This window comes from Pseudomonas typographi (assembly GCF_014694385.1).
Classification (GTDB): Bacteria; Pseudomonadota; Gammaproteobacteria; order Pseudomonadales; family Pseudomonadaceae; genus Aquipseudomonas; species Aquipseudomonas typographi.
In genome coordinates this window covers 1-15457 of the sequence record NZ_JAAOCA010000042.1, presented here as the reverse complement: position 1 = coordinate 15457, position 15457 = coordinate 1, and the positions used below count along the sequence as shown (strand labels likewise).

Genomic DNA, 15457 nt, shown 5'->3' with positions numbered 1-15457 from the left:
TATCCTGCCGGGTCTTTGGCACTCGGTGTTTTAGCTAGGCGGGATAAAACCATGATCAGCAGCAAGTTGCCGAATGTTGGCACGACCATCTTTACCACCATGTCGCAGCTCGCCGCTCAGGTGGGCGCCATCAACCTGTCCCAAGGGTTTCCCGATTTTGACGGCCCGCAGGCCTTGCGCGATGCGGTTGCCTACCATGTGGCCAACGGGCATAACCAATACCCACCGATGACCGGCCTGCCCGCCCTGCGTGAACAGGTTGGGCATAAGCTGGCGCGCTTTTATGGGGTAACGGTCGACACTGAGCGGGAGATCACCATCACGCCGGGCGCTACCCAGGCCATCTTCTGCGCGATCCAGGCGGTGATCCGCCCTGGTGACGAGGTGATCGTCTTCGACCCCACCTACGATAGCTACGAGCCTTCGGTGGCACTGGCCGGGGGGCGCTGCGTGCACGTACCGCTGGCCCCGGCCACCTTCGCCATCGATTGGCAGCGGCTGAGCGATGCCATTGGCCCGCGCACGCGCATGATCATGCTCAACAGCCCGCACAACCCGAGTGGGGCGGTGTTCAGTGGCGCGGACCTCGACCAGTTAGCGGCGCTGATCGGTGAGCGTGATATTTACGTGGTCAGCGACGAGGTGTACGAGCACTTGATTTACGACGGCGTGGCCCACGCCAGCGTGCTCGCCTGCGAGGCCCTGTACCGGCGGGCCTTCGTGGTCAGTTCGTTCGGTAAAACCTACCATGTAACCGGCTGGAAAACCGGCTACGTGGTCGCGCCGCCTGCGCTGACCGCTGAACTGCGCAAGGTTCACCAGTTCGTCAGCTTTTGCGGGGTTACCCCGATACAGTGGGCGTTGGCAGACTTCATGGCGGCGCACCCCGAGCACCTGGATGAACTGCCTGGGTTCTACCAGGCCAAGCGGGACCTGTTCTGCGACTTGCTGCAAGGTTCGCGCTTTCGCTTCACGCGCACGCCAGGCACTTATTTTCAGCTGGTCGACTATGCTCAGATCCGCCCCGACTTGAACGATGTCGACATGTCGCTTTGGATGACCAAGGAGCACGGCGTAGCCTGCATTCCGGTATCGGTGTTCTACAATGAGCCGGTTCGCGAGCAGCGCTTGGTTCGCCTATGTTTCGCCAAACGTGAGGAGACCTTGCGGGAAGCCGCAGCCAAACTATGCGCGATATGAGTTCACTCCCCGACCTGGCCGTTGCGCTGGTGCAAACTACGCTGGCGTGGCACGACCGAACCGCTAACCTCAGCCAGTTCGACAGCTTGCTCGAACACGCCCAAGGGGCTGATCTGATCATCCTCCCGGAGATGTTCACCACCGGGTTCACCATGAACTCGGCCGCGTTATGCGAGGCGCCCCACGGGCCCACCAGCCAGTGGCTACTGCGCAAGGCGGCCGAATGTAACGCGGTGATCACCGGCAGTGTGATCATCCAGGCTGAAGATGGGACCTACCGCAACCGCCTGCTGTGGGCCACGCCCACCGGCGAGCTGCTGCACTACGACAAGCGCCACCTGTTCCGCATGGCCGGTGAACATGAGCACTATACGGCCGGCGAGCAGCGGATGGTGTTCGAGGTCAAGGGCTGGCGGGTGCGCCCACTGGTGTGCTACGACCTGCGCTTCCCCGTGTGGAGCCGCGATGGCGAGGGCACTGACCTGCTGCTGTATACCGCCAACTGGCCGGGTGCCCGGCGCCTGCATTGGAACCGCCTGTTGCCAGCACGCGCGGTTGAAAACCTGTGCTACGTAGCGGCGGTGAACCGCGTGGGCACCGATGGCAAAGGCTTTGCCTACGCTGGCGACAGCCAAGTGCTGGATTTCCAGGGCGAGACGCTGCTGTGCGCCGGCGATGCCGACGGGGTGTTCCAAGTGTGCCTGGGCGCGGCGCAACTCTCGGCTTACCGGGCGCGCTTCCCGGCGCACCTGGATGCCGACAGTTTCGAATTGGCCGCGCGTTAACGCCGGGCGGTCAGGCCGCTTTCGCTTCCTTCTCGCTCAACGCCCGGTTCAACGCGCTGAACAGGGCCTTGAAGCTGGCGGTGGTGATGTTTTCGTCGATACCCACACCATGCAGCGGGCGCTCGCCGGCCACGCGCAACTCAATGTAGGCCGCGGCCTTGGCGGTCGTGCCGGCGCCGATGGCATGCTCGCTGTAATCCATGATCTCGACGCTGATCGGCAGGCTCGCCACCAGGGCTTCCAGCGCACCGTTGCCCTGGCCTTTCCAGTGCAGGGTTTCGCCGTCGCAGTTGACTTCAACGTTCACCGCGCTGCTGCTGTTTTCTTCCGCCAGGCGGTGGCTGACCAATGCATAGGGCAAGTTGGCCTGCAGGTACTCCCGGTGCAGCAGCGCGTAGATTTGCTGTGCGGTCATTTCCAGGCCCAGGCGGTCGGTTTCACGCTGCACCACTTGGCTGAACTCGATCTGCATCCGGCGCGGCAGCGAGATGCCGTACTCCTGCTCCAGCAGGTAGGTGATGCCGCCTTTGCCTGATTGGCTGTTCACCCGGATCACCGCCTCGTAGCTGCGGCCGATGTCGGCGGGGTCGATCGGCAGGTAGGGCACTTCCCACAGTGCATCGCCCTTCTGCTGCGAGAAGCCCTTACGAATGGCATCTTGGTGCGAGCCGGAAAACGCCGTGTGGACCAAGTCGCCCACATACGGATGGCGCGGGTGCACCGGCAGTTGGTTGCATTCTTCGACCACCTTGCGCACACCATCGATGTCGGAAAAATCCAACTGCGGGTCGACGCCTTGGGTGTAGAGGTTCAGCGCACAGGTGACCAGGTCTACGTTGCCGGTGCGCTCGCCGTTACCGAACAAGCAGCCTTCGACACGGTCAGCGCCCGCCATCAGGCCCAGCTCGGTAGCAGCTACACCGGTGCCACGGTCGTTATGGGTATGCAGGCTGACGATCACGCTGTCGCGGCGGTTGATGTGGCGGCAAAACCACTCGATCTGGTCGGCGTATACGTTCGGCGTGGCCACTTCGACCGTGGCCGGCAGGTTGAGAATGATCTTGTTCGCCGGCGTCGGGTTCCACACCTCGATCACCGCGTCGCACACCTCTTTGGCGAACTCCAGTTCCGTGGCGCTGAAGGTTTCCGGCGAGTACTGGAACGTCCATTGGGTTTCAGGCTGTTGGGCGGCGTATTTCAGGAACAACTGGGCGGCGTTCACGGCGATGGCTTTCACGCCTGCCTTGTCTTGGTTGAACACGATGCGGCGAAAGGCCGGGCTGGTGGCGTTGTACAGGTGCACGATGGCTTTTTTCGCCCCACGCAACGATTCGAAGGTACGGGCAATGAGGTCTTCACGGGCCTGGGTCAGCACCTGGATGGTGGTGTCAGCCGGTACATGGCCGCCTTCGATCAGCGTGCGCACGAAGTCGAAGTCGGTTTGCGACGCGCTGGGAAAGGCCGCTTCGATTTCTTTCACGCCTACCGCGACCAGGGTTTTCCAAAAGCGCAGCTTTTTCTCAGCATCCATCGGCTCGATCAGCGACTGGTTGCCGTCGCGCAGGTCTGAACTGCACCAGATCGGTGCCGCGGTAATGGCCTTGGACGGCCAGGTGCGGTCAGGCAGGTCGATGGTGGGGAAGGCGCGATATTTTTTCGATGGGTCTTTGAGCATGCTCATCAGGCTGATCCTTATTGGCGGCGGCCATTGGGCCGGCGGGGCCTTGGAATACTGGGAAATGGAGGCAAACAGGGGCGAGGCGCAGCGATTCAGCCTGGCAGTCGGTAGCTGACCAAACACAGGCTGCGGTGCTGGCGAAGCAAAATGTGGGTGCGTGCGTTGTTCATGGCTTAAACCTAACCATTGCAGGGGAACATCGCAAGCACATCAGAAAATTTGGTAGAAAATCTCAAACTAGGCTGTAGCGCAGCAGAATATCTTGGATAGTGGCGCTGTTTTTGGGCCTGATTGCCCGGGGCAAAGCAGGCCGCGCAAGGCGTCGCCCTTTTGGAGTGTAACCAACTGCTACGGCTGAAACGCGCCAATGAAAATGGCAGGGTCTACCCGCGCGTCATTAAGGCTTACGTTCCAATGCATATGCGGCCCTGTGGCGCGGCCGGTGGCACCTACCCGGCCAACCACGGCGCCACGGGTTAACGCTTGGCCCAGTCGAACATCGATTGCCGACATATGGCAGAACATGCTGATAAAGCCCTGGCCATGGTCGACGAACACCGTATTGCCGTTGAAGAAATAGTCACCCACCAGGATCACTTTGCCGGCCGCCGGGGTTTTGATCGGGGTGCCTGCCGGCACGGCGAAATCCAACCCAGCGTGTGGGTTGCGTTCCTCCCCATTGAAGAAGCGGCGCACGCCGAAGCGGCTAGACAGCCGGCCGTTCACCGGTTTATCCAGCAACAGGTTACTCGGTATGGTGCCGCTGAAGCTTTGGTAAGCGCGGGTTTGCTCGGCCAGTTCGGCGGCGATACGTGTGAGGTCTTGCGGGTTTGGGTTGACTTGGCGTTTGTTCTGCAGGGTGATGCGTTGTTCCGGGTAGCGCTTGCTGCCCACGGAGAAGGCGACGCTGCGCTCGCCGCCCGCCTGGCGCACCTGCAGCGCCTGCGGCCCTGGCTTGAGGCTCAGGGGCAAGCCGACCACGGCGCGCCAGGTAGCCTGTTCCTTGATCACCAATACCGCCTTGCCGGCGAAATACGCTTGGGGGGCGGCTGTGCTGCCACCCAGGTCGAGTACCGCCACGCCGCCGGGCACCGGTTTGTTCAGCAGCCGGGTAAGGTAGCTGTCTGCCAGTGCCGGCAAGGTAGCCAGGCTGAGTAGGGCTGCGCAAAGCCATCGGTACATGGTTAATCCAGCAGCGAAAGGTTTACCGGGGTGAGATGGTTGTCTTCCACCCTTACGGTCAACTCACCTACGCCCAGCCGTGCGTGCAGGCGCTGGCCGGGCGGGGCTTGCTCAGCGCGGCGAACGGCCTGGCCGCGATCGTCCAGCAGAATGCTGTAGCCGCGCCCCAGGGTGGCTAGCGGGCTGACCACGTGCAAGGTTTGCGCCTGCGCCTGCAACTGCAGGCGGCGCGCCTTGAGCTGGTCGTTCATCACTTTGGGCAGGCGCTGCGCCAGTGTTTCGAGGCGCTGGCGCAGCAGGGCCACGGCGCGGCCGGGGTGCTGGGCGGCCAGGCGTGCGTCGTATTGCGCCACACGTTGGCGGCGCAACGCGTGTGCCCGCTCGAACGCCCGGCGCAGGCGCATGTCGAGGTCGTCCAGGCGCTGCGCCTGTTGCCGCAAGCGTTCACCAGGGTGGCGCAGGCGCCGGGCCAGCCCATCCAGGCGCAGTTGGTCGTGGGCCAGGCGGTTACGCAGGCGCAGCAGTAGGCGCTGCTGCAGGCTATCCAGGCGTAGTTTCAGGTCGCTGTTGTCCGGTGCCAGTAATTCGGCGGCGGCCGAGGGGGTAGGGGCGCGCACGTCGGCGACGAAATCGCTGATCGACACGTCGGTTTCGTGGCCCACGGCGCTGACGATCGGCGTGGCGCAGGCCGCCACGGCACGGGCGACCTCTTCTTCATTGAAACACCAGAGGTCTTCCAGCGAGCCGCCGCCCCGGGCCAGGATGATCGCATCGAAGCCGGCGCGGTCGGCCAGGGCGATGGCGCGGGCGATCTGGCCGATGGCTTCGCGGCCTTGCACCGCGGTGGGCACCAGGGTTAATTGCACCTGCGGGGCGCGCCGGCGAAATACGCTGATGATGTCGCGGATCACTGCACCGCTCGGCGAGCTGACGATGCCGATACGCCTGGGGTGGCTAGGCAGGGGCAACTTGTGCTCGCTGCTGAACAACCCCTCGCCGGCGAGCTTCTCCTTGAGCGCCTCGAAGGCCAGGCGCAAGGCGCCGTCGCCAGCGGGCTCTACGGTGTCGAGGATCAACTGGTAATCGCCACGGCCTTCGAACAGCGACACCTTGCCGCGTACCTTGACCGCCAAGCCCTCGCGCAGCGCCTGGCGCACCCGCGCCGCGTTCTGCCGAAACAGCGCGCAACGCACTTGGGCGCCAGCGTCTTTGAGGGTGAAATACACGTGGCCAGAGGCAGGCCGCGCCAAGTTTGAAATTTCGCCCTCGACCCATACGCTGCCGAACACGTCCTCCAGTAACAGGCGCGCGCGGTTGTTCAACTGGCCAACGGTGAGTACTTCGCGGTCCAGGCCGAGCCTGGCAAAGGGATCATTCATCATGGCTGCATCATAAAGAAAAACCTGCGCCGCGGGCGTGTTTTTCCGGCCTGTGCGGCGGCTTATGCGCGCCTACCGTTCACGCGGCAAGGCTTGAATGAACGCCGGTTTCAAGCCACTATCCGGCGGTTTTACGTAAGCCCAGCAGGCCCTATGGCAAACCAGAGCATTATTGTCCCGCAGATTTCGACGTTGCCCGCCCACGAAGCGGCGGCCGGTAGAATGTTGCGTTGGTTGATCCACAAAAACGTTGTCGATAGCCAGCTCACCACCTGCGGCCTGGCTGGCGATCGCATGGCCTATTGCATCGCAGAGGGCGCGCGGCGGGTGGTCGAGCACCCGCAGGCGCTGCCCTTCGGCGCGGCGGTCAATGGCCTGCAAATCATTACGCGGCGTTGTATCTACACCCCGGCCAAGGGCTTTATCGAAGAAGCCGGCTGCCCGCAGTGCCGCCGTGAAGTGGGCGAGCCATTGTTCGAAAGCCTGGATGAGTGGTACCCCGGCGACACCGATAACTTCATGTGCCCGCTGTGCGGGTTCGAAGACGATATCAATGGGTTTCTGTTTCTGCAGCCCTGTGGTTTTTCCAATTTAGGTTTCATTTTCAATGGCTGGGCGCCGGCGCGGTTCAAGCCGGCTTTTCTCGATGCGTTCGCCGAGCGCCTCGGGTTCCCGGTACGCTTGGTCAGCGCGGTGCTCGAATAGTCATTCCTGCGTTGAGTGGCGCCCGCCATATCGGTATAATGGCGCGCTTCCATTTTTCCCGCACGGGAGCCCCCGCGATGCTGCGTATCAGCCAAGAAGCCCTGACCTTCGACGACATTCTTTTAGTGCCCGGTTACTCCGACGTGCTGCCTAACGAAGTCAGTCTCAAGACCCGTTTTACCCGCGGCATCGAACTCAATATCCCCTTGGTGTCCGCCGCGATGGACACCGTGACCGAAGCCCGCCTGGCCATCGCCATGGCCCAGGAAGGCGGCATCGGCATCATCCACAAGAACATGACCATCGACCAGCAGGCCGCTGAAGTGCGCAAGGTCAAGAAGTTCGAAGCCGGCGTGGTGAAAGACCCGATCACCATCGAGGCCGACGCCACCGTGCGCGACCTGTTCGAATTGACCCGCCAGCATAATATTTCCGGCGTGCCGGTGCTGCATGACGGCGACCTGGTGGGCATCGTCACCTCCCGCGACGTGCGCTTCGAAACGCGCCTGGACATCCCCGTGCGTGAAGTGATGACCCCGCGCGAGCGGCTGGTCACCGTGCGCGAAGGCGCTGGCAAGGACGAAGTGCGCGAGCTGCTGCACAAGCACCGCCTGGAAAAGGTCTTGATCGTCGATGATGCCTTCCAGCTCAAGGGCATGATGACCGTGAAGGACATCGAGAAGGCCAAGGCCTACCCGCTGGCCAGCAAAGACGAACAAGCGCGCCTGCGGGTCGGTGCCGCGGTCGGCACCGGCCAGGACACCGGTGAGCGCGTGGCCGCGTTAGTGGCCGCGGGTGTCGATGTGGTGGTGGTCGACACCGCCCACGGCCACTCCAAGGGCGTGATCGACCGGGTACGCTGGGTCAAGGAAAACTACCCGCACGTGCAAGTGATCGGTGGCAACATCGCCACTGGCGCCGCCGCCAAGGCCCTGGTCGAAGCCGGTGCCGATGCGGTGAAGGTCGGTATCGGCCCAGGCTCGATCTGCACCACCCGTATCGTCGCCGGCGTCGGCGTGCCGCAGATCAGCGCCATCGCCAACGTCGCCGCGGCCCTTGCTGGCTCGGGTGTACCGCTGATCGCCGACGGCGGTATCCGTTTTTCCGGTGACTTGTCCAAGGCCATCGTGGCCGGGGCCTACTCGGTGATGATGGGCTCGATGTTCGCCGGCACCGAAGAGGCGCCGGGCGAAATCGAACTGTTCCAGGGCCGCTCGTACAAGGCTTACCGTGGCATGGGTTCGCTGGGCGCCATGTCCCAGGCCCAGGGCTCGTCGGACCGCTACTTCCAAGACTCTTCGGCAGGCGCCGAAAAACTCGTGCCCGAGGGCATCGAGGGCCGGGTGGCGTACAAGGGTGGCCTGGCGGCGATCATTCATCAGTTGATGGGCGGGCTGCGTTCGTCGATGGGCTACACCGGCAGTGCGAACATCGAAGAAATGCGTACCAAGCCTGAGTTCGTCCGCATTACCGGCGCCGGCATGGCCGAATCTCACGTTCACGACGTGCAGATCACCAAGGAAGCGCCAAACTATCGCGTAGGTTGATAGGTAATTGTTGTGTGTTTGCGGGGCTGTTAAGTACAGCCCCGCTTCATTTTGATTCGAAGAGAACCTGAGCCCATGGCCCTCGACATCCACGCCCACCGAATCCTTATCCTCGACTTCGGTTCACAGTACACCCAGTTGATCGCCCGCCGTGTGCGCGAGATCGGCGTGTATTGCGAGCTGCATCCGTTCGACATGAGCGATGCCGCCATTCGCGAATTCGCCCCGCGCGGCATCATCCTCGCCGGCGGCCCCGAGTCGGTGCACGAAGCCAACAGCCCACGCGCGCCACACGCCGTATGGGAGCTGGGGGTGCCGGTGTTCGGTATCTGCTATGGCATGCAAACCATGGCCGAGCAGCTCGGCGGCCGCGTCGAAGGCTCCGACCTGCGTGAGTTCGGTTATGCGCGTGTCGATGTGGTCGGCAAAAGCCGCATCCTCGAGGGCATCCAAGACCACATCGACGACGATGGCGTATTCGGCCTGGACGTGTGGATGAGCCATGGCGACAAGGTGACGCAAATCCCGGCCGGCTTCCACGTATTGGCCAGCACACCAAGCTGCCCGATCGCCGGCATGGCCGACGACCATCGCGGCTATTACGGCGTGCAGTTCCACCCGGAGGTCACCCACACCAAGCAGGGCGGGCGCATCCTCTCGCGCTTCGTGCTCGACATCTGCGGCTGCGAAGCGCTGTGGACAGCGTCGAACATCGTCGAAGACGCCATCGCCCAGGTGCGCGCCCAAGTCGGCAGTTCCCATGTACTGTTGGGCCTCTCCGGTGGCGTCGATTCCTCGGTGGTCGCGGCATTGCTGCACCGCGCCATTGGTGATCGCCTAACGTGCGTGTTCGTCGACAACGGCCTGCTGCGCCTGCACGAAGGCGAGCAGGTGATGGCCATGTTCGCCGAGAACATGGGCGTTAAAGTGATCCGCGCCAACGCCGAGGCGCAGTTTTTGGCGAACCTTGAAGGCGAGGCGGACCCGGAGAAAAAGCGCAAGATCATCGGCCGCACGTTCATCGATGTGTTCGATGCCGAGGCTAGCAAGCTCGCCAACATCAAGTTCCTTGCCCAAGGCACCATCTACCCCGACGTGATCGAATCGGCGGGCGCCAAAAGCGGCAAGGCCCACGTGATCAAGTCACACCACAACGTGGGCGGCCTGCCGGAAGAAATGAACCTGCAGTTGGTCGAACCGCTGCGCGAACTGTTCAAAGACGAAGTGCGCAGGCTCGGCCTGGAACTGGGCCTGCCCTACGACATGGTCTACCGCCACCCCTTCCCGGGCCCGGGCCTGGGCGTACGCATCCTCGGCGAAGTGAAAAAGGAATACGCCGACCTGCTGCGCCGTGCCGACCATATCTTCATCGAAGAACTGCGCAAAGCCGATTGGTACCACAAGGTCAGCCAGGCATTCGTCGTGTTCCAGCCGGTGAAATCAGTGGGCGTGGTCGGCGACGGCCGCCGTTACGCCTGGGTGGTGGCCCTGCGCGCGGTGGAAACCATCGACTTCATGACCGCCCGCTGGGCGCACCTGCCCTATGAACTGCTTGAGACGGTGAGTGGGCGGATTATCAATGAGATCGAGGGGATTTCGCGGGTGACTTATGATGTGTCGAGTAAGCCGCCGGCGACGATTGAGTGGGAGTGAGCCTACGCCTGCTAAGGGCCTGTGTTGACTAACGAAAAAGCCCGCTGAGTAGCGGGCTTTTTTCATTTGTCACCTTCCGAAACTGGCAGATCCCTGTACCGGCTTTTCAACCCGGTCGCAGGCTCGAGGACGAGATGCTAGACTTTTTGGAGGCTACGGTGAAACCGCCGGGCGGCGTCAAGCTGGGCTCGCTGCTAGCCGTGGGGGGGCGCGAGGCAAGCCTGACGGATGAGGAGTTTACTGCCTCTGAAAGTTCGTTCGAGCAGACGCCCCTTCGGTCAGTGACCATCAATGATCGTGCCCGATACGAATGTGATTTGAGAGCAGTTATGGCGTTCGCCTCAGGTCAGCGTGATTGAACGTATCGACGCACTACCGCTGCAGATGCCTTTTCTTTCAGTAATGACTGATGATGAGGTGGGCGCTGGCGTGGCACTGATGCCAATCGGCAAGCGGCGTAAGACGCTATCGACAGCTCGGTGTTTCTTGCCTCTCAGTGTGCTACCGTGTGAGCAGAAATTGATCAGACCGTTTGGGGTACTAAGTCATGAACCACAAGCTGAACAGCTATGGCGTATCCATAGTAGAGAGGCCTAAAGTTAAAGCCATCAAGAAGCTGGACTTGGGTGGCGACTCGGGTAAGCAGATCGTTTATTCAGAAACCAAGCTCGTTCTCAGGACTCACAAGAAGACCTTTCAGAAGTTGGCTGACATGTAATGGAGTTGATCTTCTTTCCATTTGAGCGTGTTATTGAGATAAACACTCATATCTTGACTACCGAGCCCGGCATGAAGGGGGCGGTAAATATTCCGACCTTGCAAGGTGCGCTGGCACGAATCGATAATGCGATCGCCTATAATGGCCTTGACGATGTATTTGAAATTGCTGCTAAGTACACTGCCAGCATCGCGCAAGGCCACGCACTACCTGATGCGAATAAGCGTACCGGGCTTGCGGTCGGCTTGGAGTACCTTTCGCTCAATGATTATGAAATTACTCTAGATAATGATTTGCTAGCGGATGCCGTTAGGGATTTGGTTGTCGGCGATATCAATGAGCATGATTTCGCTGATGTTCTTTACTCCTGTTTCATCGCTTCTCAAAATCAGGTTTAGCACTAGGAAGGCCTGTCAATTTTGACGGCTCGATTAGCCGCAGTCATGATTAGGTAATAGCGAAGTTCTCGAGGCCATTTCGTCATGTGTAGTTGAACTGCTGGTGGAATTGTAGCCGATGGTTATTCAGATTAATTTCCGCCCGTCCCGGAGCATCAGCTACCGGCTGCCATTGCGATGAGGGAGGCTGGCTGCGCCTCGTGAGTACTGTTTTTTTGCGTGGTGATATTCATGGGTCGTTTTTCGTCTGTTGACAGCTCATTGTAAATACTTCCTCTTCGCAGTAAGAAGTCCATTTGGTAGTGGGCTTCTATATTGTCTCGATTGAAAAAATTAATTATTAAGATTGGGATTTTGATGAGCGGTCTAATGTAAGCATAAGGCTCAAGTTTAAACATCATTGTTAGGGTGTTTCGTTTAGGATATTGATCGTGTCCCAGGAAGTGGTGTAACTCATCATGGCCTTAGCCACTGAGCTTGCCGTTTAGTTGATCACGGCCGACAGCTTGGCCTGCGGATTATCGCTGACCGCCTCGAAGGCCTCCAACTGCATGTAGCGCCTTTGCAGGCACCATTCGTCGTTCTGCTCCAGCAACATCGCACCGACCAGCCTGGTGATCGCCGGATCGTTAGGAAAGATACCCACGACATCAGTGCGCCGCTTGATCTCGGCGTTCAGCCGTTCCAGCGGATTGGTGCTGTGCAGCTGCTGGCGATGGGCTTTCGGGAAGGCCATGTGCGCCAGCACTTCATCTTCGCAACCGTCCATTAGCGCCGCGATTTTCGGATACTTCTCGCGTAATTGGTCGGCCACCAGGCGCCATTGGTGATGGCATTCAGCGCGACTGTCCTGAGCAAAGACTGTGCGCAGTAACGCCGCCACCATGCTGCGCTGGCCCTTGCCGACTTGGGCCATCGCATTGCGCATGAAATGCACGCGGCAGCGCTGCCAAGTCGCGTGGAAGACCTTGGCGACAGCTGCCTTGAGGCCTTCGTGAGCGTCAGAGATAACCAGCTTTACCCCGCGCAAGCCACGGCGCATCAGGCTGCGCAGGAAGTCCGTCCAGAACGGCTCAGCTTCGGAAGGGCCAACCCGCATGCCCAGAATTTCCCGTCCGCCATGGGTGCTCACGGCCACGGCGATTATGACCGCGACCGAAACGATGCGGCCTGCCTCCCGCACTTTAACGTAGGTAGCGTCGATCCAGAGGTACGGCCAGTCGCCTTCAAGTGGTCGATCCAGGAACGCATTGACGCGCTCATCGATCTCGCCCGCGAGTCTGGATACCTGGCTTTTCGAGATGCCAGTCATGCCCATGGCCTTGACCAACTCGTCGACCGAGCGTGTGGAAACCCCCTGTATGTAGGCTTCCTGAATCACTGCTGCCATCGCCTTCTCAGCAGTTCTACGCGGTTCCAGGAAGCCAGGAAAGTAGCTGCCTTGACGCAGTTTGGGGATCTTCAGATCAACGTCGCCGGCACGGGTTTGCCAAAGGCGGTCGCGGTAACCGTTGCGGCTGTTTATGCGGTCAGGACTTTTGACGTCGAATCCGGCGCCGCACAGGCTTTCAACGTCGAAGTCCATCATCCGCTGTGCGACGAACTGGATCATGTGCTTGAGCAGATCAGCGTCTGCCCCTTTCTCAACCCACTCAGTCAATGCGATAGTGGGCTTGGTCATCGTGGTTTCTCTGGTGAGTGTTTGGTCTTCGCAAACTCAACAGTAGCCAAGAACCACGATGACCATCCTCTTTCGCCCGCAGGGCGCCTTTGGTTGGTTCAGTTACACCACTTCCTGGGACACGATCGCACCGCGTAACGGCGGAGGCCAAAACTCCAGCCATTCAGCGATTTGATTCGAATAGGTTTTGGTGTCAGGAAGCAGGGAGCTGCTAGGTCAAGATCAGGCTGTTCCACGGCGACCAACAGCGTAAATATATTGATGGTGCCGCCCTGATCGGGACAACTGGCGAACAGCTCGGTACATTCAAAATGGGTATAGAACCCCAGCGTGCCGGGCGTAAGAAGCTGGGTTAGCTCCGACAACGGGGAGCGTGGCTTGGGTGGCACGTATCGGTTCATGAGGGTAGCTGCCGCAGCTCAAAAAATCTGATTATGTTCCATTTTGAGTGCCGGGTTTCTAGCTCGATGCTGAGCAGGCTTCGCTGTGTGACGTGGTCAAAGCAGAATCTGTGAAATTCGGCTTCACTAGCTTGGCGTTTTTCGTGGCATAGGGGGTATCTGTGACGGTTACTCACTGATATTTATGGAGATTATTTAATTATTGATAATAGAGTGGGAGTGATTTGACGTCCTTCGAGGACTATCGCCAGCTATCGAAAGCTCGCCCTAACGTGTTGATTTAACAGGTAAATACGTCGCGGCATCTATCGATGGCTATCGCCGGCTAGCAAAACAAGTTGACGGTGGCGCTGGCGGTAAGAATCGAGGCCGGATTAAGACACTCCCGTTCACTATTGAGACTTTTACCGTCTTTGACGGTAAAAGTCTTCTCGGGAAAGCTTGTTTTACGCGGCTTTCCGGGCATCAGCAGGTCTCCAGGTCCCTGACGGTAAAAGCCGTCAAAAAACCGGAGAAAATCCTTGATGCTTACCGACACTGCTCTGCGAAATCTCAAGCCTAAGTCCGAGTTTTATAAGGCTTCTGACCGAGACGGGATGTACGTGACGGTATCGCCCAGCGGTACCGTCACCTTCCGCTACGACTACCGGCTCCACGGCCGCCGCGAGACGCTGACCCTAGGGCGCTATGGCCCGGGCGGTATCTCGCTGGCGATGGCGCGCCAACTGCTCCTGGAGGCGCGTAAATCCGTTCAGGTAGGTATATCCCCCGCGCTTGAAAAACAGCGCGAAAAGCGGCGGGTGGTTGCCATCAAGACCTTTGGCGCGGCAATGGAAGCATGGCTGGCCAATGCACGGTTGGCCGATAGCACCCATGCCATGCGCAAGCACATCCTCGACCGAGACATCCTGCCTGTTTTTCGCAATCGTCTGCTGACCGGAATCCAAACCGAAGACCTGCGGGCCTTGTGCGACAAGGTCAAGGACGCGCTGCGCCAGTGCGCCGACTTCCTGGCCAAACAGAGACTGGCCGAGCATCGCGGGCAGCGCGTCGTCCTCGCGCGCAATCTGCTGGCGAAGCTGCGCCGGCGCAATTGGCGCAGGCCGCGGCGGTCGTGTGTCTTGGGAGATCGGGCGGCAACGTATGCCGGGAATTGAATAACACGCAGTTCTGTCCGGGTTCGGGATCAGTCGTCCACATGGCCCCAATCGCCTGAGCGCCACGTGCGCGTCACACAATCAGGACGGGCTGCTGGTCTCGGCGGTTCTCAAATGGGCCCTTTGATCGCCCTACATTGCACGCACGCTCGCTCAACGCCTCGGCAATGGCTATCCGCTGCCGACTTGATTCAGCGCGTTGGCTTCTTGACATCGCTGCTAGGCCGGTTTGCCAGGATGGCGTCCGTAATAACGTGAACGAGATGATTTGCCCGTGGCGCGAATGGGGGTAGATCGACGAGCCAGCCGAGCGCCGCCATCAGGCCGAACAGGTCGTCCCCATTCATATCGGTACGCGCCGTACCTTCGGCCTGAGCACGGCGCAGTAGTCGCGCGCTCGCCGAGTGCACCGCTGCGCATGAAGCATAGAGAGCGGAGTCCGGGTTCGTGTGGGCGGCCGCCATCAGGGCGACAACGCCTCTATAGCTTTGGGCAAAGGCCACCCATTCACTGAACCAGGACACGAGCGCTTCGCCAGGCGAATTCGACGTTTCGAGTTCGTCTGCCTTCTGCGTCAGTGCGTCCAGGTTCGTGCATAGCAACGCTTCAAACAAGGCCTCTCGCGTCGGGAAATGACGAAGCAGCGTGGCCAAGCCGACGGCTGCCCGGCGGGCGATATCGCGCATCGACGCATCGGCACCCTGCTCCGTGATGACCTCACGCGCGACCGTGAGGATGTGGCTGTAATTCTTTTTTGCGTCGGCTCGCATGGGTTGGCTCTTTACAAGTGGATCGCTGATCCATATATTTGGATCACTGATCCATATGGTACAGAAAACCGTACGGGGGGATGCGGACAAAAACTTGGACTGGTTATGCCGCGAGACCCAGGCTCTCACGATACTCAATGGGACTAAGAGCGCCGAGGGAAATCTTGATTCTTTTCTCGTTGTACCAGCGAATGTATGAATCC

General features: G+C 60.2%; 13 protein-coding genes and 1 pseudogene. 8 read left to right on the top strand and 6 right to left on the bottom strand.

Going from position 1 to position 15457, the window contains the following annotated elements:
* Nucleotides 1-51 precede the first annotated feature (51 nt).
* Both HAQ05_RS24285 and HAQ05_RS24280 read left to right on the top strand, forming a co-directional pair.
* Nucleotides 52-1200, top strand: coding sequence for a pyridoxal phosphate-dependent aminotransferase (locus HAQ05_RS24285; protein ID WP_190425781.1), 1149 nt, complete (start codon nucleotides 52-54; stop codon nucleotides 1198-1200).
* Nucleotides 1188-1985 (top strand): amidohydrolase, encoded by a 798-nt coding sequence (locus HAQ05_RS24280; protein ID WP_190425779.1) that lies wholly within the window; start codon nucleotides 1188-1190, stop codon nucleotides 1983-1985. The genes HAQ05_RS24285 and HAQ05_RS24280 overlap by 13 nt, the downstream gene beginning before the upstream one ends.
* Before the next feature lie 10 nt (nucleotides 1986-1995).
* Here HAQ05_RS24280 and leuA read toward each other — a convergent pair whose 3' ends face one another.
* The 3 genes from leuA to xseA all read right to left on the bottom strand — a co-directional run bounded on the left by leuA (nucleotide 1996) and on the right by xseA (nucleotide 6227).
* Nucleotides 1996-3666, bottom strand: a complete 1671-nt coding sequence (gene leuA, locus HAQ05_RS24275) for a 2-isopropylmalate synthase (RefSeq protein ID WP_190425777.1) — start codon at nucleotides 3664-3666, stop codon at nucleotides 1996-1998.
* A 345-nt stretch (nucleotides 3667-4011) separates the two neighbouring features.
* Nucleotides 4012-4845 (bottom strand): M23 family metallopeptidase, encoded by an 834-nt coding sequence (locus HAQ05_RS24270; protein ID WP_190425774.1) that lies wholly within the window; start codon nucleotides 4843-4845, stop codon nucleotides 4012-4014.
* A gap of 2 nt (nucleotides 4846-4847) precedes the next feature.
* Entirely contained in the window at nucleotides 4848-6227 is a 1380-nt protein-coding gene (gene xseA / locus HAQ05_RS24265; protein ID WP_190425771.1) for an exodeoxyribonuclease VII large subunit, read from the bottom strand.
* A 150-nt stretch (nucleotides 6228-6377) separates the two neighbouring features.
* Between xseA and HAQ05_RS24260 the strand changes: the two genes are divergently transcribed.
* From HAQ05_RS24260 to HAQ05_RS24240, 5 genes are all read left to right on the top strand, one after another.
* A complete protein-coding gene (locus HAQ05_RS24260; RefSeq protein ID WP_190425768.1) occupies nucleotides 6378-6929 on the top strand; it encodes a sugar ABC transporter ATPase in 552 nt (183 codons plus the stop codon).
* A 77-nt stretch (nucleotides 6930-7006) separates the two neighbouring features.
* Nucleotides 7007-8476 (top strand): IMP dehydrogenase, encoded by a 1470-nt coding sequence (gene guaB / locus HAQ05_RS24255; RefSeq protein ID WP_190425766.1) that lies wholly within the window; start codon nucleotides 7007-7009, stop codon nucleotides 8474-8476.
* A 75-nt stretch (nucleotides 8477-8551) separates the two neighbouring features.
* On the top strand, nucleotides 8552-10129 hold the full coding sequence (gene guaA, locus HAQ05_RS24250; protein WP_190425763.1) for a glutamine-hydrolyzing GMP synthase: 1578 nt from the start codon (nucleotides 8552-8554) through the stop codon (nucleotides 10127-10129).
* 547 nt (nucleotides 10130-10676) lie between these two features.
* Complete coding sequence (locus HAQ05_RS24245; protein WP_190425761.1) at nucleotides 10677-10847, top strand: acetyltransferase; 171 nt, start codon at nucleotides 10677-10679, stop codon at nucleotides 10845-10847.
* Nucleotides 10847-11245 (top strand): type II toxin-antitoxin system death-on-curing family toxin, encoded by a 399-nt coding sequence (locus HAQ05_RS24240; RefSeq protein ID WP_190425759.1) that lies wholly within the window; start codon nucleotides 10847-10849, stop codon nucleotides 11243-11245. Before HAQ05_RS24245 ends, HAQ05_RS24240 begins: the two co-directional genes overlap by 1 nt.
* A gap of 484 nt (nucleotides 11246-11729) precedes the next feature.
* On the opposite strand, the gene HAQ05_RS24235 is transcribed toward HAQ05_RS24240, so the two are convergent.
* Entirely contained in the window at nucleotides 11730-12926 is a 1197-nt protein-coding gene (locus HAQ05_RS24235) for an IS256 family transposase (protein ID WP_190425757.1), read from the bottom strand.
* A 925-nt stretch (nucleotides 12927-13851) separates the two neighbouring features.
* Between HAQ05_RS24235 and HAQ05_RS24230 the strand changes: the two are divergent.
* Nucleotides 13852-14313, top strand: a pseudogene (locus tag HAQ05_RS24230) (tyrosine-type recombinase/integrase); the annotation flags it as partial.
* A gap of 362 nt (nucleotides 14314-14675) precedes the next feature.
* Here the strand turns inward: HAQ05_RS24230 and HAQ05_RS24225 are convergent.
* Together HAQ05_RS24225 and HAQ05_RS24220 are read right to left on the bottom strand one after the other, a co-directional pair.
* Entirely contained in the window at nucleotides 14676-15254 is a 579-nt protein-coding gene (locus tag HAQ05_RS24225; RefSeq protein ID WP_190425755.1) for a TetR/AcrR family transcriptional regulator, read from the bottom strand.
* 103 nt (nucleotides 15255-15357) lie between these two features.
* Nucleotides 15358-15457: IS3 family transposase (locus HAQ05_RS24220; protein ID WP_169836660.1), on the bottom strand; the 100-nt coding region annotated here is incomplete at its 5' end.